The 25718-nt window shown below is 67.9% G+C and carries 20 protein-coding genes; 10 read left to right on the forward strand and 10 right to left on the reverse strand.

Features of this window, described 5'->3' with window-relative positions; all coding sequences use genetic code 11:
- On the reverse strand, positions 1 to 1041 hold the full coding sequence (locus tag FBZ90_RS11320; RefSeq protein ID WP_186455746.1) for a glycosyltransferase family 2 protein: 1041 nt from the start codon (positions 1039 to 1041) through the stop codon (positions 1 to 3).
- An 811-nt stretch (positions 1042 to 1852) separates the two neighbouring features.
- Positions 1853 to 2635: an RluA family pseudouridine synthase gene (locus FBZ90_RS11325; protein WP_246130330.1), complete on the reverse strand. Its 783-nt coding sequence runs from the start codon at positions 2633 to 2635 to the stop codon at positions 1853 to 1855.
- Between the two features lie 239 nt (positions 2636 to 2874).
- Here FBZ90_RS11325 and FBZ90_RS11330 point away from each other — a divergent pair, with 239 nt between their 5' ends.
- The 6 genes from FBZ90_RS11330 (at position 2875) to FBZ90_RS11355 (ending at position 9958) form a co-directional block, all read left to right on the forward strand.
- Complete coding sequence (locus FBZ90_RS11330) at positions 2875 to 3666, forward strand: DUF2076 domain-containing protein (RefSeq protein ID WP_145732155.1); 792 nt, start codon at positions 2875 to 2877, stop codon at positions 3664 to 3666.
- A 132-nt stretch (positions 3667 to 3798) separates the two neighbouring features.
- Entirely contained in the window at positions 3799 to 5283 is a 1485-nt protein-coding gene (locus FBZ90_RS11335) for a Do family serine endopeptidase (protein WP_145732157.1), read from the forward strand.
- Between the two features lie 125 nt (positions 5284 to 5408).
- Entirely contained in the window at positions 5409 to 6083 is a 675-nt protein-coding gene (locus tag FBZ90_RS11340) for a response regulator transcription factor (protein ID WP_145732159.1), read from the forward strand.
- Entirely contained in the window at positions 6068 to 7543 is a 1476-nt protein-coding gene (locus tag FBZ90_RS11345) for a sensor histidine kinase (protein ID WP_246130332.1), read from the forward strand. Before FBZ90_RS11340 ends, FBZ90_RS11345 begins: the two co-directional genes overlap by 16 nt.
- Before the next feature lie 125 nt (positions 7544 to 7668).
- Positions 7669 to 9264, forward strand: coding sequence for a methyl-accepting chemotaxis protein (locus FBZ90_RS11350; protein ID WP_145732161.1), 1596 nt, complete (start codon positions 7669 to 7671; stop codon positions 9262 to 9264).
- 79 nt (positions 9265 to 9343) lie between these two features.
- A complete protein-coding gene (locus FBZ90_RS11355; protein WP_145732163.1) occupies positions 9344 to 9958 on the forward strand; it encodes a class I SAM-dependent methyltransferase in 615 nt (204 codons plus the stop codon).
- Between the two features lie 6 nt (positions 9959 to 9964).
- Here FBZ90_RS11355 and tcuC read toward each other — a convergent pair whose 3' ends face one another.
- The gene (tcuC, locus tag FBZ90_RS11360) at positions 9965 to 11254 is read right to left on the reverse strand and encodes an MFS transporter (protein ID WP_145732165.1); all 1290 of its coding nucleotides are present in this window, start codon (positions 11252 to 11254) and stop codon (positions 9965 to 9967) included.
- A 242-nt stretch (positions 11255 to 11496) separates the two neighbouring features.
- Here tcuC and FBZ90_RS11365 point away from each other — a divergent pair, with 242 nt between their 5' ends.
- Entirely contained in the window at positions 11497 to 13977 is a 2481-nt protein-coding gene (locus tag FBZ90_RS11365; protein ID WP_186455747.1) for an FtsX-like permease family protein, read from the forward strand.
- A 20-nt stretch (positions 13978 to 13997) separates the two neighbouring features.
- Here FBZ90_RS11365 and FBZ90_RS11370 read toward each other — a convergent pair whose 3' ends face one another.
- From FBZ90_RS11370 to proS, 7 genes are all read right to left on the reverse strand, one after another.
- Positions 13998 to 15032 carry a retropepsin-like aspartic protease gene (locus FBZ90_RS11370; protein ID WP_145732169.1) on the reverse strand — a complete coding sequence of 345 codons (1035 nt, stop codon included), beginning with the start codon at positions 15030 to 15032 and terminating at the stop codon, positions 13998 to 14000.
- 65 nt (positions 15033 to 15097) lie between these two features.
- Positions 15098 to 16057: a retropepsin-like aspartic protease gene (locus tag FBZ90_RS11375; RefSeq protein ID WP_145732171.1), complete on the reverse strand. Its 960-nt coding sequence runs from the start codon at positions 16055 to 16057 to the stop codon at positions 15098 to 15100.
- A gap of 32 nt (positions 16058 to 16089) precedes the next feature.
- The gene (locus FBZ90_RS11380; protein WP_186455748.1) at positions 16090 to 17082 is read right to left on the reverse strand and encodes a pepsin/retropepsin-like aspartic protease family protein; all 993 of its coding nucleotides are present in this window, start codon (positions 17080 to 17082) and stop codon (positions 16090 to 16092) included.
- A gap of 141 nt (positions 17083 to 17223) precedes the next feature.
- Positions 17224 to 18138 (reverse strand): DNA-3-methyladenine glycosylase family protein, encoded by a 915-nt coding sequence (locus FBZ90_RS11385; protein ID WP_145732175.1) that lies wholly within the window; start codon positions 18136 to 18138, stop codon positions 17224 to 17226.
- Positions 18135 to 18884: an ABC transporter ATP-binding protein gene (locus FBZ90_RS11390; RefSeq protein WP_246130334.1), complete on the reverse strand. Its 750-nt coding sequence runs from the start codon at positions 18882 to 18884 to the stop codon at positions 18135 to 18137. Before FBZ90_RS11390 ends, FBZ90_RS11385 begins: the two co-directional genes overlap by 4 nt.
- Positions 18877 to 20157 (reverse strand): lipoprotein-releasing ABC transporter permease subunit, encoded by a 1281-nt coding sequence (locus FBZ90_RS11395; protein ID WP_145732177.1) that lies wholly within the window; start codon positions 20155 to 20157, stop codon positions 18877 to 18879. The genes FBZ90_RS11390 and FBZ90_RS11395 overlap by 8 nt, the downstream gene beginning before the upstream one ends.
- Before the next feature lie 119 nt (positions 20158 to 20276).
- Entirely contained in the window at positions 20277 to 21593 is a 1317-nt protein-coding gene (gene proS, locus FBZ90_RS11400; protein ID WP_004273351.1) for a proline--tRNA ligase, read from the reverse strand.
- A 487-nt stretch (positions 21594 to 22080) separates the two neighbouring features.
- Here proS and FBZ90_RS11405 point away from each other — a divergent pair, with 487 nt between their 5' ends.
- From FBZ90_RS11405 to FBZ90_RS11415, 3 genes are all read left to right on the forward strand, one after another.
- Entirely contained in the window at positions 22081 to 23772 is a 1692-nt protein-coding gene (locus tag FBZ90_RS11405) for a methyl-accepting chemotaxis protein (protein WP_145732180.1), read from the forward strand.
- 156 nt (positions 23773 to 23928) lie between these two features.
- Positions 23929 to 24912, forward strand: coding sequence for a helix-turn-helix domain-containing protein (locus FBZ90_RS11410; protein ID WP_145732182.1), 984 nt, complete (start codon positions 23929 to 23931; stop codon positions 24910 to 24912).
- Positions 24913 to 25088: 176 nt separating this feature from the next.
- On the forward strand, positions 25089 to 25577 hold the full coding sequence (locus FBZ90_RS11415; protein ID WP_145732184.1) for a hypothetical protein: 489 nt from the start codon (positions 25089 to 25091) through the stop codon (positions 25575 to 25577).
- The last annotated feature ends 141 nt before the right edge of the window (positions 25578 to 25718 follow it).

Raw genomic sequence — 25718 nt, forward strand, 5'->3', positions numbered from 1 at the left:
TCAGGGGTGCCCCCCGACGACGCTGGGCGATGCGCCGCCGGATGCCGGCGCGTCATCGAACCCAACCTTCTCATTCACCAGGTACATGGGCCGGCCCTTCACCTCGGTGAAGACGCGGCCGAGATAGTCGCCCAGGACGCCCAGGCCGATCAGCTGCACGCCCCCCAGGAACAGCACCGCCACCATGAGCGAGGCATAGCCGGGCGTGTCACGGCCGAACATGATGGTCTTGGTGATGATGACCAGGCCATAGAAGAAGGACGGCACCGACAACGCGATGCCCAGCCAGGACCAGACGCGCAGCGGCACGTTGCTGAACGAGGCGACGCCGTCCAGGCCGAAACGCAGCAGGCGCCAGAAATTGAAGGAGCTGGCGCCGGCATGGCGCTGCGCCACCTCGAACGGCACGGCCACCTGGCGGAAGCCGACCCAGCTGAACAGGCCCTTCATGAAGCGGTTGCGCTCCGGCATGGCATTCAAGGCGTCGACCACGCTGCGGTCCAGCAGGCGGAAGTCGCCCGCGCCGCGCGGCAGCGTCACCTCGGACATCTTGTCCAGCAGGCGGTAATAGAGCTTGGTCAGGAAGCGGCGCATCCAGGGGTCGGTCAGGCGGCTGGCGCGGACGCCGTAAACCATCTGCATGCCCTGGCGCCATTGCTCCACGAAGGTGACGATGGTTTCGGGCGGATGCTGCAGGTCGCCGTCCATCAGCACCACGGCGTCGCCGCTGGCATGGCTCAGCCCGGCGGACATCGCCGCCTCTTTCCCGAAGTTGCGCGACAGGCGCAACAGCTTCAGCCGCGGCTCCCGCGCCTGGTGCGCGGTCAGCGCGGCGAAGGTGCCATCGCGTGAGCCGTCATCCACGCAGATGATCTCGAACGCCAGCCCTATCCCCTCCAGCACGGGAACCAGCCGCTGGAACAGGGCGTCGAGGTTGCCCTCCTCATTATGCATGGGGATGACGATGGACAGGCGCTTGCCCGCGGGTGCCGCCGCCTGCTGCGCTGTGGAACCGGACGCGGCCGAGAGGGAGGTCAACATGGGAGCGGTATCTGACTCAGGTTCTGACAGCATGTTCGTGCAGCGGCGTCCGCCTGCCGGAACTCTATCGCATCATCCGCGGCGATGCGGAAGGGTTCCGGAGCGGAAAACGGCCCGAAATGGATACAAAAGGGAGCAAGTGGCGAACGGTGCCGGCGTTCCCGGCACCACCGACCCTAGCCCCGGAAGGTTAACAGCCCGTCTACAAGGACGGGATGCGGGGCGCGGTCGGTGGGTCGGGCTGGCGCGCGGGACCAAGGCCACGGGGCTGGTTATGCCAGGCCTAGGGGGCGAAAATGTGACGGCGTCCAAAAATCGTTATGCCCGGCATCTTTGTCAGGCTGCGGTCAGCTTGCCGTGGCAGTGTCCCCTTGTCGCCAGCCGATGGGGACGGCAACAGCCAGAGACGGGAGCCCCAACCCCCCGCCCGCGGCGCCCTTCCCTTGGCTGGTGGCACCGGTGCCACGCTCGTTCTAGACCGCGAGCGGCGTTCCGCCCCCTCTGCCCCAACCCTGGGGGTCGGGACTGGCGCCGGCGAAGCCCCGGGCTGGGGTTCTAGACCACCCTGCCCGGCGGATGTTCCCCGTACCTGCGGTGATCGGTCCGGCGTCCTGGCCTGTCCGGTCGCGGTAGTGGATCTACCAAGCCAAGACGGTTGCTGCCGTCCTGTCTTGAATTCCTTCCAAGCCTACTGGGTCGGTGGTGTCATGCCACCGACCTTTTCTCTTTGGGACCCTTTCGTTTCGGGGACCCTTGGGACGATGCTTATACGCGGGGTGCCGCGCCAACCCGTCGCCTAAAAGTCGTATCGTCAGCCCGCGGCCTCCGGCGCGAATCCCAGCCGCTGGAAGGTGTCCCGCATGTGCGGCGGCAGGGGGGCGGTGGCCGTCATAGGCGGCTCCGCCGGCGGCCCCCAGGGCAGGGCGACCCAGCGGGCGTGCAGGTGCAGCGGCACGGTCGGCGCCCGTTCCCGCCCGCCCTCCACGCGCCAGTCGCGGCCATAGATCGGATCACCCAGCATGGGCCAGCCCATGGCCTCGCAATGGGCGCGCAGCTGGTGCATGCGGCCCGTGCGCGGCGTCAGTTCCAGCCAGGACAGCGTCTGCCCCTCGGCCCCAATGCCGTCCCCGCCCGCACCCTCGGCCACCACCCGCCATTCGGTGAGGGCGTGCTTGCCCTCCTCGTGATCCACCATCATGCGGGAGCAGCCCGGCACCTGGCGCTTGATCAGCGGCAGCTCGATGCGGCCCTCATCCGCCGCCGGCCGACCCTTGACCACGGCCCAATAGCGCTTGCCCACCCGGCCGGCCAGGAACAGCTTGCCCAGGCGGGTGGAGGCCGTCTCGTTCAGGCCCAGCACCAGGCAGCCGGTGGTGTCCTTGTCCAGCCGGTGGGCCAGGCGCGGCGCCGGCGCGTCCTCCGCCACCAGCCAGGGAAGGTAGCGCTCCAGATGGTCGGTGGACTTGGTGCCGTAATGCACCGGCAGGCCGTAGGGCTTGTCCACGATCAGGACGTCAGCGTCCTGGTGCAGGACGCGGGCGCGCATCTCCTCCGGTGTGTAGGCGGGGGGCGCCAGGGGTAGCATGATGGCCATGGGCGGACGGCGTGCCCCCGGGGGCACCCTCGGCAAGTCAAAAGGAAGACGTGTTCCTATCGCTTTAGGGCCATCACCGCATGAAAAAAACTTAATCCTGGCTCCACAGGCTGGAAAGTCTATTCCGACCATGATCATCCTCGTTGCGGCGGGCGATGATCGTCCCATGTTAATTAGGCCCATGTTAATTGGGTCGGCGTACCCCACGCCCAACCGAGGAAAGCAGGCGAGAAACCATCATGACCCCGAAGGACCGCGAAGATTTGACAGCCCTGCTGGCGCGTGTGTCCCGACTGGACGGCATGCCCCGCGACCCGGAATCGGATCGCCTGGTGGGTGAGGCCCTCTCCCGCCAGCCGGCGCTGCCCTACATCATGGCGCAGGCGCTGCTGGCCCAGCAGGAGGCGCTGGTGGACGCTCAGCGCCGCCTGGCCGATCTGCAGCAGACCGCCGCCGCCCGTCCGCAGGGCGGTCCCCCGCCCTTCACCGGCCCATCGTCGGGCCAATCGGCCGCCACCCCGTCCCCCGGCCCGTGGGGGCAGTCCTCCTACCCCGCACAGCAGCCCCAGGCGCCCTATGGCCAGGCCGCCTATGGCCAAAACTATGCGCCGCCGCAGCCGGCGTATGGCCAGCCGGCTTACGGCGCCCCGCCCGTCTATGCCCAGCCCCGCAGCTTCATGCGCGGCATGTTTGAAACCATGGCCGGCGTCGCCGGCGGCGTGCTGGCGGCCGATGCCGTGGAGTCCCTGTTCCGGGGCGGTCATGGTGGCCTCGGGGGCGGTATCGGGGGCGGCTTGGGCGGTTCCCCCTGGGGGGCCGGTTATGGCGGCGACCGGATCGACGAGACGGTGATCAACAACACCACCGTCAACGAGACCATCGTGAATGAGAACGGCGACCGCTTCGATCCTGGCCGCCAGGACGCCGGATATCGCGACGACAGCTATCGCGATGATACCGGCGGCTACCAGGACGCCAGCTACGACACCGCCAACGACGGCGGCTTCGACGACGGTTCCATCGACACCTGAAGTGATACCTGAGGCTTGGCCCCCGCGCCGGCCCGCCTCCCGACCCGGTTCCGCCAAAGGGCGAATCCGGGAATCCCAAGACCAAAAATATCTTCGTGCCAAGACTATCTTCGTGAAAGCGAGCGTTAGACCATGACCACCGTTCCCAGCACCAAGAAGCGCTTTCCCCGCCTGGCCGTCACCGCGCTGGCCATCGGGCTGATGACCGGCACCGCGCTGGTGGCCCCGCCGGCTGCCATCACCGCCCACGCCGCCAGCCCGGCGTCCCTGCCCAGCTTCGCCGACCTGGTGGAGAAGGTGTCGCCGGCGGTGGTGACCATCACCGCCGCGCACAAGGTGACGACGCCGCAGGTGCCCCAGGAACTGCAGGAGATGATGCGCCACTTCGGCCTGCCCGATGACGCCCTGCCCGGCGGGCGCGGTGGCAACGGCCGCCCCCGGATCGAATCCGCACTGGGGTCCGGCTTCGTCATCGACCCCACCGGCTACATCGTCACCAACCGCCACGTCATTGAGGGGGCGGACGAAGTGAAGGTCCACTTCCAGGACCAGACCGACGACGTGCCCGCCAAGATCGTGGGCCAGGACGAACGGTCGGACCTGGCGCTGCTGAAGGTGGAAACCAAGAAGCCGCTGCAGGCCCTGGCCTTTGGCGACAGTGACAAGATGCGGCCCGGCGACTGGGTGGTGGCCGTGGGCAACCCCTTCGGCCTGGGCGGCACCGTCACCGCCGGCATCGTCTCCGCCCGCGGCCGTGACATCGACCCCGCCAACCTGAACGACTTCCTGCAGATCGACGCCTCGATCAACAAGGGCAACTCGGGCGGCCCGACCTTCAACGCCAATGGCGAAGTCATCGGCATCAACACCGCCATCTTCTCGCCCACCGGCGGGTCGGTCGGCATCGGCTTCGCCATCCCGTCCAACGTGGCCAAGCCGGTGATCGAGAAGCTGAAGGCCACCGGCCATGTGCAGCGCGGCTATCTGGGCGTGACCCTGCAGGCCGTGACGCCGGAGATCGCCGACAGCCTGGGCCTGAAGGAGCCGAAGGGCGCCATCATCAACGCCGTCTCGCCCAAGAGCCCGGCCGAGAAGGGTGGCCTGAAGCAGGGCGACGTGGTGCAGAGCATCAACGGCAAGGCCATCGACAACCAGCGCGACCTGGCCCGCAACGTGGCCGGCATCGACCCGGGCAAGACCGTGGACCTGGGCGTGCTGCGCGGCGGCAAGGCCATCACCGTTTCCGTGAAGCTGGGTGAGGCGCCGAGCAACGACAAGGACGGCCCGGCCGTCGGCTCTGGCTCGACGGACGGCAAGGGCGACAACACCAGCGTCGCCGGCCTGAAGCTGGGCAAGCTGGACGACCGCACCCGGGAACGCCTGGGCCTGGACGGCGACGCCCAGGGTGTCGTCATCGTCGATCCGGGCAAGGACGACCTGGGTCTGCGCCCCGGCGACATCATCGCCAGCGTCAACAACGAAAGCGTGAAGGCCCCGGCCGACGTCACTGCCCAGGTGGAAAAGGCCAAGAAGGACGGCCGCAAGTCCGTTCTGCTGCTGGTCCGCCGGGGCGACCAGCAGATGTTCCTGCCCCTGCCGGTGACGCCCAAGGGCTGACGCCGGCCCCCCGGCCCCGCACCGGAGCCGGATGATGGAGAACCAGGGCCGGGCGGATCACCACCGCCCGGCCCTTTGGTTTGAGACCCTTACGTCCATGCAGTCCCCAACCCAGGTTCAGCCCCATGAAGATCCTAGTCATCGAGGACGACGCCCAGGCCGCCGCCTACATGCTGAAAGGCTTGAAGGAGGCGGGGCACGCCGTGGACCACGCGCCCGATGGCACGCAGGGGCTGTACCTGGCGGGGGCGGAGCATTACGACGCCCTGGTGGTGGACCGCATGCTGCCCGGCCGTGACGGCCTGTCCCTGGTCAGCCTGCTGCGCGCCGCCGGCAACGACACGCCCGTGCTGGTGCTGAGCGCCCTGGGCAGCGTGGAGGACAGGGTGACCGGCCTGCGCGCCGGGGGTGACGATTACCTGACCAAGCCCTACGCCTTTTCCGAACTGCTGGCCCGGCTGGAAAGCCTGGGCCGCCGCCGGGCCGCCCCGCAGGCCCAGGCCACCAAGCTGGTGGCCGGCGACCTGGAGCTGGATTTGCTGGCCCGCACGGTGAAGCGCGGCGGCAAGGCCATCGACCTGCTGCCGCGTGAGTTCCAGCTGCTGGAATGCCTCATGCGCAATGTCGGCAGCGTGGTCACCCGCACCATGCTGCTGGAGCAGGTGTGGGACTATCATTTCGACCCGCAGACCAACGTCATCGACGTGCACATCGCGCGCCTGCGCCAGAAGGTGGACAAGGGCTTCGACCACGCCCTGATCCAGACCGTGCGGGGGGCCGGATATTGCTTAAGGCCCTGAAGCGGCGCCTCACGGCCAAGGGGAACGACGGCGGGACGGCGGGTGACGCGCCGGCCGACCGGCATCGTCCGGCGGATCGCCATCTGGGCCGGTTGCTGCGCACCACCACCTTCCGTTTCGCGCTGATCTATCTGGGGCTGTTCATCGGTTCCGTCCTGCTGGTGCTGTGGCTGATCTACTGGTCCACGGCAGGCTTCCTGGCGGGGCAGGCGGACACCGCCATCCGCGAGGACATGCAGGCCCTGGCCGACCGCTATCGCACCGGCGGCATGGCGGGCCTGGCGGAGGCGGTGAACGAGCGCGGCATGGGCAACGCCGCGTCCATTTACATCCTGTCGGCCAGTTCCGGGTCCACCCTGGCGGGCAACCAGTTCTGGCCCAAGGGGGTTGACGAAGCCGGCTGGGTCAATCTGCCCGTGAAGGACCCCAGCACCGGCCAGGTGCGCCCCGGCGACGTGCGCGCCCTGATCGCGGCCTTGCCGGGCGGCTACCGGGTGCTGGTGGGGCGTGACCTGGGCGAGGTGCGGGTGCTGCGCGAACGGCTGGAGCGCGTGATCGGCTGGAGCATGGGCCTGGCCCTGGTCCTGGGCCTGGTCGGCGGATTGGCCATGAGCCGCGTCTGGCTGCGGCGCCTGGACGGCGTGACCCGCACGGCGGAGGCCATCCGCGAAGGCATGCTGGTCCGCCGTGTGCCCCTGACCGGCAGCGGCGACGAGTTCGACCAGTTGGCCCACACCCTGAACGCCATGCTGGATCGCATCGAGGCGCTGGTGGCCGGCATCCGCCATGTCAGCCAGGGCATCGCCCACGACTTGCGCACCCCCCTCACCCGCCTGCGCACCCGCCTGGAACTGGCCCTGATGCACGAGACGGTGGAGAACCCGCGCGAGGTGCTGGAAGCGGCGATCGAAGAAGTGGACCACCTGCTGGCCACCTTCCGCGCCCTGCTGGCCATCGCGGAGGTGGAATCGGGCGGCAACCTGCCCATCGCCCCCGTGCAGTTGGACACCCTGGCGCTCAGCACCGGCGAACTCTATGACGCGGTGGCGGAGGACCAGGGCATCACCTTCACCATGGCGGTGCAGGCGACAGGCCCGGCCGCGCTGGTCCAAGGCAACCGCCAGCTGCTGGGCCAGGCCCTGGCCAACCTGTTGGACAACGCCCTGAAGTACACGCCCGAGGGCGGCCGCGTCAGCCTGACCGTGGCCAGCGACGGCCCCGTTCCCGGCGGCGGCAGCCGGGTCCGCATCACCGTGGCCGACAACGGCCCCGGCATCCCGGCGGAGGACCGCGAGCGGGTGCGCGAGCGCTTCTTCCGCCTGGAACGCGACCAGGCCCGCCCCGGCAGCGGCCTGGGCCTGAGCCTGGTGGACGCGGTGGCCCAGCGCCATGGCGGCACCCTGGTGCTGGAGGACAACGGCCCGGGGCTGAAAGCCCAACTGCTGCTGCCGGTCGGTTGACCCCGGTTCGGCACCCTATCCTTTTACCATCCTTATGGATCCAGCCCTCCGGACTACCTCGTTAATCATTGCTCAAGGGGAAATTCCCATACTTGAGCCGTGAATAATTGAGGACCGGCCTTGTCATGCTGAACAACCTGAAGATCGGAACGCGGCTCACCCTGCTGGTGGGGTGCCTGGCGCTTGTGGCCATCGTGGCGGGCGCCCTGGGCCTGCGAGGCGCGTGGAGCACCAACCAGGACCTCAAGAGCGTCTATGAAGACCGCACGGTCGCCCTGGCCGATCTGAACGCCCTTCAGGACAACCTGTACCAACTGCGGGCGGCGCGCGGCGCGGGGGAAAAGGCCCCCAGCGCCGAGGCGGGCATGACGGCGGCCTGGACGCACTACATGTCGACCTACCTGACCCCGGAGGAGGCCGACCTGGCCCGCACGTTCGAGCCCCTCTACACCGCCTACCGCGCCCTGCCCGCCGGCGACCCGCAGGACCGTGAGGCTTTCGGGCGCGTGACCCAGGCCCTGGCCCCGCTGATCGCCCTGCAGGTCAATGAAGCCAAGCGCATCTTCGACGACTCGATGGCGCGTTTCAGCCGCACCATGGCCCTGACCATCGGGATCAGCGGCCTGGGCATCGTGGCGGGCGTGATCCTGGCGGGCGTCGTCGTCCGGTCGGTGACCGGCGGCATCAACGGCATCATCGCGGTCATGGCCCGGCTGACGGCGGGCGACACCACCGTCGAGGTGCGGGGCCTGGGCCGCCGGGACGAGATCGGCAACCTGGCGCACGCGGCGGAGGCGTTCAAGCAAAGCACCCTGCGCGTCCGCGCCATGGAAGAGGCGGCGGCCCGCGAGAAGCAGGAGGCCGAGGCGCGGCGCAAGGCGGTGCTGTTGGAGATGGCGGGCCGCTTCGAGGAGTCGGTCAAGGGCGTGGTGGACGCCGTGGCCGGCGCGGCCACGGAGATGCAGGCGGCCGCGCAGGCCATGGCCGCCACCGCCGAGGAAACCAGCCGCCAGTCGCAGACCGTGGCCAGCGCCGCGGAACTGGCCGCCGCCAACGTCAACACGGTCGCCAGCGCCACGGAGGAACTGTCGGCATCGATCCAGGAAATCGGCCGCCAGGTCGCGCGCTCCTCCACCGTGGCGTCGGAGGCGGTCACCACCACGGACGAGACGGTCGCCGCCGTGACGACGCTGAAAAGCTCGGCCAGTGACATCACCGCCGTGGTCGCGCTGATCCATGAGATCGCCAGCCAGACCAACCTGCTGGCGCTGAACGCCACCATCGAGGCGGCCCGCGCCGGCGAGGCTGGCAAGGGCTTCGCCGTCGTGGCCAGCGAGGTCAAGGCCCTGGCCAACCAGACGGCCAAAGCGACGGAAGAGGTGGCAAGCAGGGTCACCGATATCCAGGCGGCGTCCAACGCCGCCGGCCAGTCGATCTCAACCATCGCCGGCACCATCGGGGAGATCAACCGCATCGCCGCCGCCATCTCCGCCGCCGTCGACCAGCAGAGTGCGGCGGCGAACGACATCGCGGGCAGCGTCAGCCAGGCGGCCGCCGGCACCAGCGAGGTGTCCGGCACCATCACCAGCGTCACGCAGGCCGCCGGCGAAACCGGCACCGCCGCCACCCAGGTGCTGGCCGCCGCCAGCAGCCTGTCGACGGAGGCGGAGCACCTGCGCCGCGAGGTGTCGGACTTCCTGGCCACGGTCCGCGCGGCCTGATCGCGCATTGCCGGTCGCCGTCGGCGTGCCTGAGGGCGTATCCTTGGCGGCACCAAGGACACGCACCCCGGACAGTCCCATGGACCAAGACGCCGACAGCATCATCGCCCTGTACCAACGCCACGGCCTGGCGTGGGAGTCCGACCGCCAGGCCGGCCAGCGGCGGCGCCCCGATATGGAGGGCGCCTGGCTGGACCGCTTCCTAGCCCTGGCGCCCCCGGGCCCCATGCTGGACCTGGGCTGTGGTGGCGGTCGGCCCATGGCCGCCTACCTGGTGGACCGGGGCCGCGCGGTCACCGGCGTGGACACCGCCCCCGCCTTGCTGGACCTGGCCCGCGCCCGCATGCCGGCGCAGGACTGGCGGCTGGCCGACATGCGCGGCCTGGGTCTGGACCGGCGCTACGCCGGCATCCTGGCTTGGAACAGCTTCTTCCACCTGACGGCCGATGACCAGAGCGCCCTGTTCACGGTCTTCCAGCGCCACGCCCTGCCGGGTGCCGCCCTGATGTTCACCAGCGGACCACGCCATGGCGTGGTCCTGGGCAGCTATGCCGGGGAGCCGCTGTACCACGCCAGCCTGGACCCAGCCGAATACCGCGCCCTATTGGACGGCCACGGCTTCGATGTCGTGGCATTTCGGGCCGAGGACCCCGACTGCGGCGGGCATACGGTGTGGCTGGCGCGGGGGCGGTAGCCGCCCTTAGCCGGCATGCCGCTTGGCAAACCTCGCGCTGACCGGCACGGCGATGAGGCCGCACAGGGCCGCCGCCGACAGCCATATCCCCGGCATGGCCGCGTTGCCGCCATGCTTCACCAGGTAGGTGCTGATGAAGGGGGTGAAGCCGCCGGCGGCGGTGGCCAGGCTGTAGGCCAGGGAGAAGCCGGCGGTGCGCACGGTGACCGGCACGATTTCCGTCAGGTAGACGACCATGGCGCCGTTGTAGCTGGCATAGAGGAAGGACAGCCACAGCTCCACCCCCAGCAGGCGGCCGAAGCTGGGTGCGTCCGCCAGCCAACTGAGCGCCGGATAGGCCGTCGCCAGCGCCAGCAGGGTGCAGGCCACCAGGATGGGCCGCCGGCCGATGCGGTCGGACAGGGCGCCCGACAGGGGCAACCAAGCCAAGTTGCTGGCGCCCACGGCCAGGGTCACCAGCAGGCTGTCGATGTCACTGAGATGCAGGGCGTCACGGCCGAAGGTGGGGGTGTAGGCGGTGATGAAATAGAACGACACCGTGGTCATCATCACCAGGCCGATGCCCGTCAGGACGACGCCCCAGTTGGCCGCCAGGGTGGCCATGATCTCCCCCATCGTGGGGTGGTGGGTGCGGGCCAGGAAAGTTTCCGTCTCGGTCAGGGAGCGACGGATCTGGAACAGGAAGGGGACGATCAGGCAGCCCACCACCAGGGGAATGCGCCAGCCCCAGGCCTGCATCGTCTCCGGTGTCAGGGTGAAGGTGAGCGTCACGCCGATCAGGGCGGCCACCATGACGGCCACCTGCTGGCTGGCCGACTGCCAGCTGACGTAGAAGCCCCTGCGGCCCGGCGTGGCGATTTCCGCCAGATAGACGGAGACGCCGCCCAGTTCCACCCCCGCCGACAGGCCCTGCACCAGCCGGCCCAGCAGCACCAGCAAGGGTGACAGCAGGCCGATGGTGGCATAGCCAGGCATCAGCGCGATGGTGATGGTGCCGACGGACATGAGGCCCAGGGTCAGAAGCAGGCCGTCCCGGCGGCCCTTGCGGTCGATATAGGCGCCCAGGATGAGAGCGCCGATGGGCCGCATGAGAAAGCCGGCGCCGAAGGTGGCGAAGGTCAGCAGCAGGCCGGCGGTGTCGCTGCCTTGGGGGAAATAGGCCCGGCTGATGGCGCCGGCGAAATAGCCGAACACCATGAAGTCGTACATTTCCAGGAAGTTGCCGCTGGCAACCCGCACCACCGTCATCACCTGGGACCACCGGCCCCGGCCCACACCCACCGGCGTCACACCCATTTCACACCACCAACCATTTCCTTACCATCCCACCCTGCCACGCGGCACGCGGCCCCGCCAGGGCGCGCATGTCGCGGCGGACACGCCGTCCGTTTCCGCACACTGTCCGCGCGCGGACAGCGACCCTCACGCGCAGGGATAGGAAAAACAAGAGCTTATTGATGGCCTTGTTATTGCTTATTCCGGTGCAAAACAGCGAACCGGGACAACCGGATGGCCTAACGACGCGAAGGGGGTGGTTGGTGGGACAGTATCTGACGGTGGCCCTGCGGGTCATGGCCCGGCACAGGCTGTACACGGCGCTGAACGTGCTGGGCCTGGGCATAGGCTTGGCGGCGGCCATCCTGATCCTGGTGTTCGTGCGGCACGAAACCTCCTTCGACGCCTTTTTCCCCGCCGCCGACCGCCTCTACCAGATCGACACCGAGGTCCACGATCTGGGCCAAGCGGCCCGCCGGATCGCCCAGACCGGGCGGGCCATCGGCCCGGCCTTCGCCCAGGACCACCCGGAGGTGGAGGCGGTGACCCGCGCCAGCGGCGGGCGGGTGGTGATGCGCCAGGGTGACCAACGGTTCAAGGATGTCGTCACCGTCGTCGACGGCAATTTCCTGGCGGTATTCCCCCGCGCGGTGCTGGCCGGCGACGCCATGGCGGCCCTGGCCGACCCGGCCGCCGCCGTGCTGACCCAGGCGGGGGCGCGCCGCTACTTCGGTGATGGGCCCGCCCTGGGCCGAACCCTGGTGGTGCGTGACCACAGCCTGACGGTGCGCGCCGTGGTCGCCGACCTGCCGGAAACCACGCACTTCGCCCCGTCCCTGATGCTGGTGCCCAGCAACTCCATCATCCTGTCCAAGCCTAACCCTGAGGAAGACTGGTTCGCGCTGGACTGGCGCACCTACATCCGGCTCGCCCAGGGGGCCGATGCCGCCGCCGTTGCGCGGGAGCTGACCAGCTGGTACCGCCACGCGGCGCCGGACGCCCAGACGCCGCAAGGCCCCCTGCGGCTGGCGGAGATGTATGTGCCCCACCTGCGCCCCCTGCGCGCCATTCACACCGATCCCATCGAGGATGACGCCCAGCCGGGAACTGACGCGGGCAGCCTGTCCCTGCTGTCCCTGGTGGCGGTGCTGATCCTGGGCGTCGCCGTCATCAACTTCACCAACCTGGCCACCGCTCGCGCCTCGCTGCGCGCGCGGGAGGTGGGGGTGCGCAAGACGGTGGGCGCCAGCCGGGGCCGCCTGATGCTTCAGTTCATGGGGGAGGCGCTGCTGCTGACCAGCCTGGGCATGATCCTGGCCATCGCCCTGGCGGAGGTCACCCTGCCCCTTTATTCCCGCCTGACGGCCACGCCCCTCAGGCTGGATTATGGCGACCCGGCGCTGCTGGGCCTGCTGGCCGGGATGGGCCTGCTCACCGGCGTCGCCAGCGGCGCCTATCCCGCCTTGGTCCTGTCCGGCGTCACCCCGGTGTCAGCCCTGCGGGGGGCTTCGGCTGCCAGCGGCACCGGGCGGCTGCGCACCCTGCTGGTGGTGTTCCAGTTCGCCGTGTCCATCGGGCTGCTGGCGACGGCGGCGGTGGTGCATAGCCAGTATCTCTACGCGCAGCATAAGCCGGTCGGGTTCCAGCGCGACAACATGGTCATGGTCGATATCGACGACACGCTGGGCGGGCCCGGCAAATGGCCCCCCTTCATGGACAGGCTGAGCCAGGAACCGGCCATCGCGGACGTGGCGGCCAGCACCATCTATCTGGGCAACCCGGATGAGGGCGAGGATGAACTGGTGCGCCGGCCGGGGGCCGCCACCCCCATCACCATGCGGGGCGAGGGCGTCAGCTTCGGTTATATCCAGACCATGGGCCTGCGCCTGATCGCGGGGCGGACGTTCGACCCCGACCGGCCCGCCGACAAGGTGCACCGGCCGGACTGGATGCTGGCGGGTGAGCCGTCGCCCCAAGGCGTGACGTCTCTGGAACTGCCAGCGGCGGTGGTGCTGAACCGATCCGGCGCACGGCGCCTGGGCTTCGCCAGCCCGGAGGCCGCCATCGGACAGGTGGTGTTGAAGACCGTGGGCTCGGCCGGCTCGGCCCTGACCATCCGGGGCACCGTCATCGGCGTGGTGGAGGATTTCCACTTTCGCTCCATCCACCGCCCGGTATCGCCCGCCATCTTTCATGTCGGCGATGGCTTTTCGGTCATGATGGTCCGATTGCAGGCCGGCGAGACGGCGGCGGGCCTGGCCGCCATCGACCGCGCCTGGGCGACCCTGGTGCCGGACCAGCCCATCCGCCGGTGGTTCCTGTCGGACCGCTACCAGCATCTGTATGACCAGGAACGCCGGACCGGCGGGATCTTCGCCCTGTTCTCGGGCCTGGCCATCGTCATCGCCTGCCTGGGCCTGTACGGCCTGGCGGCGTTCACGGCGGAGCGGCGCACCAAGGAAATCGGCATCCGCAAGGTGATGGGCGCCACCCTGCCCCAGATCCTGCGCCTACTGCTGTGGCAGTCCTGCAAGCCGGTGGGCCTGGCCTGCCTGATCGCCTGGCCGGTGAGTTGGTGGGCCCTGCGGCGGTGGCTGGATGGCTATGCCTACCGCGTGGCCCTCGACCCGCTCTGGTTCGTGGGCGCCGCTGCGATATCGCTGGCGCTGGCCTGGGCGACGGTGGCCGCTCAACTGGCCCGTATCGCCCGGGAAAGGCCGGTGCGGGCGCTGCGGTATGAATAGGACACAGCGCCCAGGTCGCTTCAATTGGCCGCCGGCGCCTTGGCATCGGATGCCGGCGTCGCATCCGCCTCGCGCTGGCCGGGGGCGAAGATGGGGCGGCCGACATTGGTGAAGTAGACCTTGCCCTGGCTGTTGGCGACATAGATGCGGTGGGTCTTGGCGAAATCCGCCCCCAGGAACATGCCGATGGCGTTGACCCGGTCCGGCTCGCCAAACAGGCCAAAGTCACCCACGTTCAGGCGGACATGGCGCACCGTCTCATCCCCGATGGCGACGCTGCCGAAGGTGGCGATCCAGGTGGGGGTGCGCTTCTTGCCGATGCCGTGGAACTCGCTGCCCTTGGTCACATCCGGCCCGTCCTCATGCACATCGGCGAGATGGGCGGTGCGCAGCAAGACGGAGCTGTGGGTGAAGCCGGTGTCCAGCAGGGCCCAGGTCTCGCGGTCATTCAGGGAAACACGCACCTGGATGTCGCGGTGCCCCAGGGGCAACGTGGGGCGCAGCGCCGCCTCGGCATAATCTTGCGCCCAATAGGCCAGCGGAACGCCATCGCAGCCCTTGGGCTCGAAGAAGCGGACGGCGCCGTTGGCGAAATCCAGTTCAATGTCATATTGGGCGAAAATGTCCTGGCCCAGGATCATTTCCACATCCGGGCCGAAATTCTCATTCTGGACCACATGCACCAGAGGCGAGTCCGACCACCAGCCGCCGGCCACCAGCTTTTTCAGCTTCACCTGGCCCAGGGCGGCGGTGCCGCCGATACCGCTCAGCCTCCGCTGACTGCTGACCTCCAACCCAAGACGGGCGGCCCCCGCCTGGGAAATGACGGTGACATCCGCCCCGGTGTCGAGCAAGGCGCGCACGCGGGTGCCATTGACATCAGCCTCGACGATAGGCTGGTTGCGTTCCACCCGCACCGGCATCTCCGCCACCTTGTTCAGGTGGCAATTGGCGGCATCCGCCCAGGCCGCGCCCGACGGGGCCAGGGCGCCCACCAGGGCAAGCAAACCCCACCGCCGCGCGAGAAAGCGCCGGCGCGAACCATCATCCCGCATCGAAAACCCCCGTCTTCCGCTGTCCGCCGGTGCCAATCCGGCGGGGTTTGAGGCCCTGGGCCGAACTAAGCCCCCGGCGGACCGAACACCGGCTTGGCCACGTTGGTGAAGTAGATCTTGTCCTGGCTGTTGGCGATGAAGATGCGGTGCGACCGGATGAAATCCATGCCCAGCACCATGGCCAGGCTGCCGTCCCGGTCCACGCCCAGATTGTAGTAATCGCCCACCGACAGGCGGGCATTGCGGATGGTCTCATCCCCCACGCTGAGGGTGTCGAAGGTGCCGATCCAGGTGGGCACCGGCGTGCGGCCGATGTCGCGCCGCTCCGGCCCCGGCATGGACCCGGGGCTGTCCTCGCGCACGTTCACGCGGTGGGCCAGGCGGGTCAGCACCGTGCTGGTGCGCACGCCCGTGTCGAGGCGGGCCCAGAATTCCAGCCCGTTCAGTTGCACCACCACCCGGCTGAGGGAATAGCTGCCGAACCCACGGGAGCGCAGCGTGGCCTGGGAATAGGTCTGGGCCCAGTAGGCCAGCGGCGTGTCATCACAGTCCGCCGGCCGGAAGAAGCGGATGACATTGTGCGCCATGTCCAATTCGACATCGGACTGCACGAACAGATCCTGGCCCAGCACCATGTCGACATTGGCGCCGAAATCCCCGGCATCCACCAGTTGCAGGCGATAGCCGCTGCCCTGCCAGGGGCCAAAGCTGAGCGTGTCGGCCTTCATGGTGCCGGCCTTGCGCCAATCCCCCTGCCCCAGGTTCACGCCGCGCACGGTGCGTTCCTGAAAGTCCAGCCCCAGGCGACGGGCGGCCTGCACCGACACCAGGTGGCGGGTGGTGCCGGTATCGACCAGCGCCCGCACCGGCTTGCCATCCAGCAGTCCCTCGGCGATGGGCAAGCCGTTCTCCAGATGGATGGGCAGTTCGCCCACCGGATTCAGGCGGCAATCCGCCGCCCCCGCCAGGGCCGGGGAGGCGATCAGCGTGAGGGCGGTGACAAGGGCGGCGAGACGATGGCGCATGGGGACGATCCTCGCAAGCAGGGGCGGCTGGCTCAACGCTCAGGCGTCACTTCGGTATCGGGCGTCTGCGTGTCGAAAATGGGTCGGGAAACGTTGGTGAAATAGATCTTGTCCTGGCTGTTGGCGATGAAGATGCGATGCGACCTGATGAAGTCCATGCCCAGGATCAGGCCCCACGTATGCCGCCCCAGATCGGACCGGAAGTCGGGATTGAAGCGGGTGAACCGCAGCTTCACGTTATTCAGCGTCTCGTCACCAATGGCCAAGCTGTTGAAGGTGCCGACCGACAGGGGATACTTTTCGCTATCCTGCGGCCCGATCATGGCGAGTTTGGTGACGCCAGGATCCCCCTCATAAACGCCCTGCTGGTGGGCGATGGTGTCGCTTAGAGTGCTGTAGCGGGTGCCAGTCGACAAGCGGGCCAGAAATTCATGCCCATTCAACCGCACCCAGATGCGGTTGCTGAAGCGGCGGCGGGGATCCTGGGCGTACTGCATCCCCGCCTCGGCGTAGGTGTCCGCCCAATAGGCCAAGGGCACACCCTCGCATCCATGCGGCTGGAAGAAGCGGACGGCATTGTGGGCGAAGTCCAGTTCCACGTCGGCCTGGGAAAAGACGTCCTGCCCCAGAACAAGATCGACATTCCCGGCGCCAACAGCGACCACCTGAAGGCTCAAATGGTCCGCCTGCCAGCCACCCACCGTCAAGCTTTCCACCGAAGCGGACCCGATCTCCCGGACGCCCCGGCCAGGCGTCAGCACCCTGTGGGCCATGGGCAGGGGTGTCACCTCCAGCCCCAGGCGTTGGGCCGCCGCTTCCGTCAGCGTGGTCTTTGAACTGCCCGTGGATAGCGCGACGCGGATGGGCTGGCCATTCAGCGCGCCATCCACCTCCGGCCGCCCATCATCCAGCCGCACCCCCAACTCAGCCACCTTCTGAAGATGGCAATCCTCCGGCCCGGCCAAGGCCGGCCCTGGTATCAGCAGAAGGGAAAGAGCCAGGACGGCCAGATGTCGGCGCAGCATCGCGGGCGAATTCCGGAAATTGAATTTCGCTTCTATATTGCAAACTTGCCCGCAACCAACAAGTGCGACACGGAACATCCGATACCCGCGACTCCAGGGAACCATCCCTTTGCGACATCCCGCCGCAGGCGCGCGGCTGGGCTATGCCATGCTGGCCCACAAATGGGCGGTGGCCAGGCTGCGCCAGGGGGCATGGGGGCGCATCAGGGTGGCCTGCTCCTCCGCCGTGGGGCGGCGGTCCATGGCATGGAAACGCTGCAATGCCGCGGCCAGGCCGGAATCGCCCACCGGCACCCGGTCGGGCAGGCCGCAGCCGCGCATCAGAACGTAGTTGGTGGTCCACGGCCCGATGCCGCGCAGGGCCAGCAAGCTCGCCTCGGCCGCCGCTTCGCCCGCCGGGTCCGCATCCAGCCGCTCCAGCGCGGCCAGGTCCAGCCGGCCATCCATCGCCGCCTGGGCAGCCTCGACCAGATAGCGCGCCTTGGAGCGGGAGAAGCGGCGCGCGGTCAGCAGTTCCGGATCCAGGGCCGCCACCGCCGCCGCGTCCGGGTGGGCCACCATGCCGGAGGGGTGCCGGCGGCCGGCCAGCAGGATCAACTGGCGGCGCAGGTCGGCGGCGAAGGTCAGGTTGATCTGCTGGCCGATGATGGCCCAGGCCAGCGCCTCGAACACCGTCGACGACAGCGGCGGCCTGTATCCCCGGCGACCGCCTACCAGGCGCGCGGTCGTCGCGTCCCGGTCCGCCCGCGCCTCCAGCCCGGCGGCGGCCCCGGCCAGCGCCGGCGTCAGGCCCAGCATGCGCAACGCCACCCGCCGGGCGCGGGCCAGGATCACGGGATCGTCGCTGTCCATGCCCATCACCAGGGTGCCACCGCCGGGGGGCACGGTGAGGGTCAGCAGGTAGGTCCGGCCGTCGAATTCCAGAGCCTTGGTCAAGGCCGGTCCGGCCACCCGCTCCGCCGGGGCGTCACGGTCGCGGTACCAGTCGCGGCCGTGATAGCGCCAGGCGGCATCGGGGTCGAATCCCGGCGGCAGGTCCAGGGTCTGCTGGCTCAAGACTCCACCAGCAGACCGTCGCGCAGTTCCACCACCCTGTCCATGCGCGCCGCCAGATCCAGGTTATGGGTGGCGACCAATGCGCCGAAGCCGTCTTTGTTCCCCCCTGGGCCGGTGCCGCTGCCCCGCACCAGGCGGGTCAGCAGGGCGAACACGTCGTCGGCGGTGTGGTGGTCCAGGTTGCCCGTGGGCTCGTCCGCGATCAACAGGCTGGGCCGGTTGGCTAGCGCGCGGGCGATGGCCACGCGCTGCTGCTCGCCGCCCGACAGGCGGGCCGGGCGATGGCTGCCGCGCACGGCCAAGCCCACCTGGGCCAGCAGCTCCTTGGCCCGTTCCCGCGCCACGGCCTTCGGCACGCCGGCGATCATCTGAGGCAGGACGATGTTCTCCTCCGCGCTGAACTCCGGCAGCAGGTGGTGGAACTGGTAGACGAAGCCGATGGTCTGCCGCCGCAGCGCGGTGCGGCCGGCGTCGTCCAGCGTAGCGGCGTCGCGGCCATCGATGCGGATGACGCCGCCGTCGGCGTGCTCCAACAGGCCGGCAATGTGCAGCAAGGTGGACTTGCCGGCACCGCTGGGCCCCACCAAGGCCACGATCTCACCCCGGCGCACCGAACAGGCGGCCCCGCGCAGCACCTCCAGCACGGCGCCCGCCTGCTGGAAGCGGCGCACGACGCCGGACAGTTCCAGTACGGTATCGCCCGTGGCCGGGATGATGGGCTTTTCCATGACGGACACGTCACTCATAGCGCAGGGCCTCCACCGGATCGAGGCGGGCGGCCCGCCAGGAGGGATAGACGGTGGCGGCGAAAGACAGGAACAGGGCCATGACGCCCACCTGCGTCACCTCCATCCAGTCCAGCCTGGCCGGGATTTGGGTGAACAGATAAATCTCGGCGCTGAACAGGTCGCGGCCGATGATGGACTGGATGAACTGGCGGATGGCCTCGATGTTCTTGGTGAACAGCACGCCCAGGATGACGCCGAAGACGGTGCCCACCACGCCGATGCTGGCGCCGGTCAGGAAGAAGATGCGCAGCACCATGCCCCGGCTGGCGCCCATGGTGCGCAGGATGGCGATGTCCCGCCCCTTGTCCTTCACCAGCATGATCATGCTGCTGATGACGTTGAACGCCGCCACCAGGATGATCAGCGACAGGATCAGGAACATGACGTTGCGTTCCACATCAATGGCGTTGACGAAGGCGGCGCTGCGCTGGCGCCAGTCATAGACGCGGTATTCCTGCCCCGCCGCCCGGCCAACCGACTGAACATAGGGATCGATCTGGGTGGGGTTCTGCACGAACACCTCGATGGAGGTGTAGCCGTTGGCCACGCCGAAGAAGGTCTGCGCCGCCGCCAGGGGCATGAAGATCAAGCTGTTGTCGACCTCATACATACCCACGTCGAAGATGGCGGCGATGGGATAGGTGCGCGCGCGGGGAATCGACCCGAAGGCCGTCTGGTTAAAGCGCGGGCTTATCAGGCGCAGGCTGTCACCCACATGCAGGTTCAGGCGCTGCGCCATTCTGCGGCCAATGGCGATACCATCGCCCAGATTGGCCTCGTCCCCCGTGGCACCGGTGGCCGCCCCGAAGGCCTCCGCCGCTCCCTCGACCAAATGGGTGGATACGATGGGCCGACGGCGGAAATCCGCGGGCGTGATGCCATGGACATAGGCGCCGCTGGCGGTGCCGTCCTGGGTGATCAGGGCCTGCCCCTCCACCGTCGGCATGACGGCGGTGACGCCCGGCACGGCCAGCAGGCGCTGGGTGACGGCATCGTTTTCCGGCAGCGGGCCCAGCAGCGACTGCACCTCCAGATGGCTGTACAGGCCGAGGACGCGGCTCAGCAGTTCAGTGCGGAAGCCGTTCATCACCGACATGACGATGATGAGGGTGGCGACGCCCAGCCCGATGCCCAGCAGGGAGAAGCCGGCGATGACGGAGATGAACCCCTCCTGCCGGCGCGCCCGGAGGTAGCGCATCGCGACCATGCGTTCAAAGGCGGAAAAGATCATTCGGGGGGCCGGACCGTCGAGGTGGGAAGTGATGAGGCAATGCGCGTGATTCTGGGCGGAAAAAAGGCGCCCGCTCCTACCATGCGCGACAGGGGCGGGCGTCCCGTTTCTTGTCCTGGTCAGGCCTTGATCAGCTCGGCCAGGGCGGCCTCGACCGGCAGCTCGCGCTTCTCGCCGGTGGCGCGGCGCTTCAGCTCCACCACCCCGGCCTTCAGGCCGCGCGGGCCCACGGTCAGCTGCCAGGGCAGGCCGATCAGGTCCATGTCGGCGAACTTGGCGCCCGGGCGCTCGTTGCGGTCGTCGTACAGCGTCTCCACGCCGGCGGCGTTCAGCTTGGCGTAAAGGTCATCGCACAGGCTGGCGCACGCCGCGTCATCGGCCTTCAGGTTGATCAGGCCGACCTGGAAGGGGGCGACGGCATCCGGCCAGATGATGCCGTTCTCGTCATGGCTGGACTCGATGATGGCGCCCATCAGGCGGGACACGCCGATGCCGTAGCTGCCCATCTCCACCGCCACCGGCTCCCCGTCCGGGCCGGCGACGACGGCGCCCATGGGCTTGGAGTATTTGGTGCCGAAATAGAAGATGTGGCCGACCTCGATGCCGCGGGCGGAGACCAGCTGGTCCTCCGGCACCTCGCAGGTGGCGGGGTCGTGCTTCTCGTCCGTGGCGGCGTAGATGCTGGTGTACTTGGCGAAGAAGTCCTTCAGGTCGCTGCCGGCCTCGGGCGGGTTCTGCAGCACGTCCAGGTTAAGCCAATCCTTGTGGCAGAACACGCCGCTTTCGCCTGTCTCGGCCAGGATGATGAACTCATGGCTGAGGTCGCCGCCGATGGGGCCGGTGTCGGCACGCATGGGGATGGCCTTCAGCCCCATGCGGGCAAAGGTGCGCAGATAGGCCAGGAACATCTTGCGGTAGGACAGCTTGGCCCCTTCGGCATCCAGGTCGAAGGAGTAATTGTCCTTCATCAGGAACTCACGGCCGCGCATGACGCCGAAGCGGGGGCGGATCTCGTCCCGGAACTTCCACTGGATGTGGTACAGGTTCTTGGGCAGGTCCTTGTAGCTGCGCACGAACGTCTTGAAGATGTCGGTGATCATCTCCTCGTTCGTGGGGCCGTACAGCAGCTCACGGTCGTGACGGTCGGTGATGCGCAGCATCTCCTTGCCGTAGTCGTCATAGCGGCCCGACTGCCGCCACAGCTCCGCCGACTGGATGGTGGGCATCAGCAGTTCCTGGGCGCCGGCGGCGTCCTGCTCTTCCCGCACGATCTGCGAAATCTTGCGCAGGACCTTCCAGCCCAGCGGCAACCAGGCGTAGATGCCGGCACTGGTCTGCCGGATCATGCCGGCGCGCAGCATCAGCCGGTGCGAGGCGATCTGCGCCTCCGCCGGGGTTTCCTTCAAGGTGGGCAGGAAAAACTGGGAGGAGCGCATCGCGGGAACCCGTCGCCTTCATGAACTGGATTACGGAAAGGGAGCCGCGACTTTAGGCAATGACATTCCCCCTGTCCATGGCCCCCTGTCCATGGCCCCGTCCATGCCCCGCTGTCCATGGCGGCGGGACATTCCCCGATCACAGCGCTACCCATCGGCGCCGGCGCGGCGCGGGAGTCCCCTGCGACGGGAATCTGAAAAAATCACAGAAAAATGGCGCTCCATTTCGCTACGCCACGACTTCTCGAGCCCGTATCTGGAATATAGATAGAAAAATCAGAATCAATCAGTTTTTCAAATCCGCCGATTAGATTCCCTTATAAGTATCGTCCAGCCTGTCCGTCTGGCGGATAAGAAAATTATACACGAAAGTAAATATATATCCCAATGGCAGCGTTGACCCCGGCAAGCTTCGTATGGTCTTTACGCGGCCTTAACCAATTCCTGATACCAAGCCGATACCGACCGACGCCCGAGGACCAACGCCATGCTGGCCAATGCCAAAATCCTAACCAAGATCAACCTGGTCATCCTGGTCATGGCGCTGGCCGCCCTCGCCATCGGCGTGGCCGGCTACATGGGCATGTCGAAGCTGGCGGTAGCGACGCACCGGCTGGACGTCATGGGAAGCAACCTGCATCAAGCGGGTCAGCTGAACGCCAACGTCCTGTTCATGAACCGGGGCGAGTATCGCATGGCCGCCAACCCCAAGGACGCGGACGAGGTCCTCAAGAACGTGGACGGCCGGGTGGCGGAGTTCTCCCGAAACATGGGCCTGCTGGACCAAGAGGTGGAGGACAAGTACCGGCCCATGCTGGCGGAAATCAAAACCGCCTTCGCTGCGTACAAGAAGGAGTTCGATGCCACGGCGGCAACGACCCGTGAGCACATGGATCTGAAGAACGAACCGGCGCGCCAGCAAATCCTGGATGAGGTCGCGCAATCCCGCGCCGTGGCCACCACGCTGATCAACAAGGTCAAGGTCCTGCAGGACGCCTTGGATGAGGACGGCTCCGTCGTCGCGCAACAGGCCCAGTCCATCGCTCGGGAATTGACGATGATGATCGTCGTCGTCGCCGTCGCCGGCATCGCGGTCGGCATCGTCGTCGGCATGCTGATCGCCCGGCGCGGCCTGGTTACACCCATTACCCACATCGTGCGCGACCTACAGGATCTGGCCCATGGCCGGCTGGACATCGACATCCAGGGCGCGGAGCGTGGGGATGAGGTTGGCGACATCGCCAAGACCGCGCTGGTCTTCCGCGACAACGCCCGCGAGACGGAACGCCTGCGCGCCGAACAGGAAAAGGAGCAGGCGGCCCGCGCCGCCCGCGCCGCCGCCCTGGAAGGCCTGACGCGCACCTTCGACGTGCAGGCCGGCGACGTCATCGGCGCCGTGGCCTCCGCCGCCACGCAGATGCAGGCCACCGCCAGCTCGCTGTCGGCCTCCGCCGAGCAGACCACCCGCCAGTCCGCCACCGTCGCCGCCGGCGCCGTCGAGGCCTCGGCCAACGTGCAGACCGTGGCCGCCGCGGCGGAAGAACTGGCCTCCTCCATCCAGGAGATCAGCCGCCAGGTGTCGCAGTCGGCCACGGTGGCCGGTGACGCTGTGCGTCAGGCCACCCATACCGGCGCCATCGTCGCCGGGCTGGAGCAGACCGCCCAGAAGATCGGGGAGATCGTGGGCCTGATCACCAACATCGCCAGCCAGACCAACCTGCTGGCCTTGAACGCCACCATCGAGGCGGCGCGGGCGGGCGAGGCGGGCAAGGGCTTCGCCGTCGTCGCCAGCGAGGTGAAGAGCCTGGCCAACCAGACCTCCAAGGCGACCGAGGAGATCAGCACGCAGATCGCGTCCGTGCAGGACGCGACCCGCGAGGCCGTGGCCGCCATCGGCGCCATCTCCGGCACCATCGAGACCATCAACACCATCGCCACCACCATCGCCTCGGCGGTGGAGGAGCAGGGTGCCGCCACGCAGGAGATCGCCCGTAACGTCCAGCAGGCCGCCGCCGGCGCCGACAGCGTCACCCACAACATCCAGGGCGTGTCCGCCGCCGCGGATGAGACGGGCCATTCCGCCCATGACGTGCTGACCGCCGCGACCTCCATGGCGCGGGAGGCGGAGAAGATGCGCGGCCTGGTGGAACAGTTCCTGGTGGACGCCCGGGCGGCGTAACATCCTCCCGCATGGCATTGACGGCCTGGGCCTGGGACTGCGCGTCCCGGGCCCTTGCTTTATGGGGACGCGACCATCTTGACCTTTCCGCAAAGTCACATATTTGCACCTAAGGGATTACCCTGGTCGAGTTAGGTTGTCGGAGAGTGCCTTCCCATGTCTTCCGCCACCGCATCTTCCCCCGCCGCCGCGAAGCCTTACATCCATTTATCAACGGCGGGATTGTCCCCCAGTGACGCCAAGGAATTCTGGGCCGACGACGTGAGCGCACGGCGACCGGGCCTGCTACTGGATTTCCCAAACCAGGCATCGTTCCAGGCGACGGCCACCGCGACGTCCCTGGGACCTGTGCGGCTGCTGGCCCTGGACGTCGACCCTTACGTGGCCTGCCGGTCACGGCGATACATCGCCCGCGATCTGGTCGATGACTTTTGCCTCTTGCATGTCGACAGCGGGTCCACCGTCGTTTCCGACGCGACCGGAACGGATTTCCCGCTGGACGCCGGACAGTTCATCCTGTTGGACGAGGCGGCGGGGTTTTCGCTGCGCTTCACGTCCCGCACCCAGGCGAAGGCGCTGAAGATGCCACGGGCCTGGCTCAGCGCCCGCATGCCGCAGGCGGAGGATCTGGCGCTTACCAGCATCGCCCCCCATACCGGCTGGGCGCGCGCGCTTACCAGCGTACTGAAGGAGGTGGCGCCGGAAACGGTAGAGACCTTGCCCCTGCCCCCGGGCGAGGTGGCCAGCCAGATCGCAGCGCTTCTGACGCTGGCGGCCGGTCACACCGCCCCGGAAATGAAGCGTTATCAACGCGCGACCTTGAACCGGCTGCGCCGGGCCATGCGCGAGACACTTCATGATCCGGCACTAACCCCCTCGCGCTTCGCCGAACAGCAGGGCATCGCCAAACGGACCCTGCATGCCCTGTTCGCCGCCGCGGGCACCAGCTTCGGTCGCGAGTTGACCGCCATGCGGTTGGACTACGCCCGGTCGCTGCTCCGCGATGCGCGCTTTTCCACCAAGAGCATAACCGAGATCAGCGCCCTGGCGGGTTTCGCGAATCCCAGTCACTTCAGCCGCCGTTTCCTGGAAGCATTCGCGCTGTCGCCAAGCGTGTATCGCCGCCAGCACCTGCGATAACCCGCCCAAGGCGCGCGACCAGGCACGGCACCATCCGCTCCGTGCAGGAAATGTCGCTCAAGAGTGCAGAAGCCCCGGCCCAGCCGTGACCGCAATTGCTGGCGGCGACGGGCGTTCCATATGCTGGTCCGGCAACAGAGATCATGTTGCATCGGGGCCTGGGTGGTGGGGGAGTGATGAGTCGCCTGACGGACCGGGAGGTGGTGGCGCGGGCCTTGGTCCATGCCCCCTATCTCAGAAGCGTCGAGCATCCGGGCCACCTGAACATCCTGGCTTCCTGGTTGCGGGAAAAGGCGGCGGGCGACGCGTTGCCCGCGTGGTCACGGTTCCTGGATCGCATCTGCCCCTGTTATCACGACTTCCTGGCCATGGCCGATTTCCGGCGTGAGCCGCCGCGCTGGCATTATGTCGGGTGGAACGCCGGCGGCATTCTGGCCAATTGTTTCGATGCAGCGGTTTGCCAGCCGTTTTCCATATCCTACCTGCGCAACGCGCGGTCATGGCCGGCCTATGACGAGGTGACACTCTCGGGACGAAACCATGGCCTGCTGTCCCTGCCCGTCCGCCATGGCGACAGCGACGCGGCGACCACGGCCATCGGCATCTTCAGCCTGACGCCGGATACCGCGTCAGCGTTGCCATTCCTGGGTGACGTACCGCACTGACGCTCATCGGGAACCCACTCGGCAGCCGATTCCCAGCCCAAGTTTCCCGACAGCGCAGAAAAGCCCTGTTGGCGGCGCAGCGGCGACTTAGGCTCTTTAAAATTTAAAACAAACACCATCAATTAACAAAACCACACGAAC

Source organism: Nitrospirillum pindoramense (genome assembly GCF_007827955.1).
GTDB classification, from domain to species: Bacteria; Pseudomonadota; Alphaproteobacteria; order Azospirillales; family Azospirillaceae; genus Nitrospirillum; species Nitrospirillum amazonense_B.

Excerpts from the sequence above, each read along its gene's own strand:
- FBZ90_RS11330 (WP_145732155.1), top strand. The coding sequence starts at position 2,875 with ATGACCCCGAAGGACCGCGAAGATTTGACAGCCCTGCTGGCGCGTGTG.
- FBZ90_RS11355 (WP_145732163.1), top strand. The coding sequence starts at position 9,344 with ATGGACCAAGACGCCGACAGCATCATCGCCCTGTACCAACGCCACGGC.
- FBZ90_RS11350 (WP_145732161.1), top strand. The coding sequence starts at position 7,669 with ATGCTGAACAACCTGAAGATCGGAACGCGGCTCACCCTGCTGGTGGGG.
- FBZ90_RS11390 (WP_246130334.1), bottom strand. The coding sequence starts at position 18,884 with ATGAGTGACGTGTCCGTCATGGAAAAGCCCATCATCCCGGCCACGGGC.
- FBZ90_RS11380 (WP_186455748.1), bottom strand. The coding sequence starts at position 17,082 with ATGCTGCGCCGACATCTGGCCGTCCTGGCTCTTTCCCTTCTGCTGATA.
- FBZ90_RS11335 (WP_145732157.1), top strand. The coding sequence starts at position 3,799 with ATGACCACCGTTCCCAGCACCAAGAAGCGCTTTCCCCGCCTGGCCGTC.
- FBZ90_RS11405 (WP_145732180.1), top strand. The coding sequence starts at position 22,081 with ATGCTGGCCAATGCCAAAATCCTAACCAAGATCAACCTGGTCATCCTG.
- FBZ90_RS11415 (WP_145732184.1), top strand. The coding sequence starts at position 25,089 with ATGAGTCGCCTGACGGACCGGGAGGTGGTGGCGCGGGCCTTGGTCCAT.
- FBZ90_RS11410 (WP_145732182.1), top strand. The coding sequence starts at position 23,929 with ATGTCTTCCGCCACCGCATCTTCCCCCGCCGCCGCGAAGCCTTACATC.
- FBZ90_RS11320 (WP_186455746.1), bottom strand. The coding sequence starts at position 1,041 with ATGTTGACCTCCCTCTCGGCCGCGTCCGGTTCCACAGCGCAGCAGGCG.
- FBZ90_RS11340 (WP_145732159.1), top strand. The coding sequence starts at position 5,409 with ATGAAGATCCTAGTCATCGAGGACGACGCCCAGGCCGCCGCCTACATG.
- FBZ90_RS11395 (WP_145732177.1), bottom strand. The coding sequence starts at position 20,157 with ATGATCTTTTCCGCCTTTGAACGCATGGTCGCGATGCGCTACCTCCGG.
- tcuC (WP_145732165.1), bottom strand. The coding sequence starts at position 11,254 with ATGGGTGTGACGCCGGTGGGTGTGGGCCGGGGCCGGTGGTCCCAGGTG.
- FBZ90_RS11370 (WP_145732169.1), bottom strand. The coding sequence starts at position 15,032 with ATGCGGGATGATGGTTCGCGCCGGCGCTTTCTCGCGCGGCGGTGGGGT.
- proS (WP_004273351.1), bottom strand. The coding sequence starts at position 21,593 with ATGCGCTCCTCCCAGTTTTTCCTGCCCACCTTGAAGGAAACCCCGGCG.
- FBZ90_RS11375 (WP_145732171.1), bottom strand. The coding sequence starts at position 16,057 with ATGCGCCATCGTCTCGCCGCCCTTGTCACCGCCCTCACGCTGATCGCC.
- FBZ90_RS11325 (WP_246130330.1), bottom strand. The coding sequence starts at position 2,635 with ATGGCCATCATGCTACCCCTGGCGCCCCCCGCCTACACACCGGAGGAG.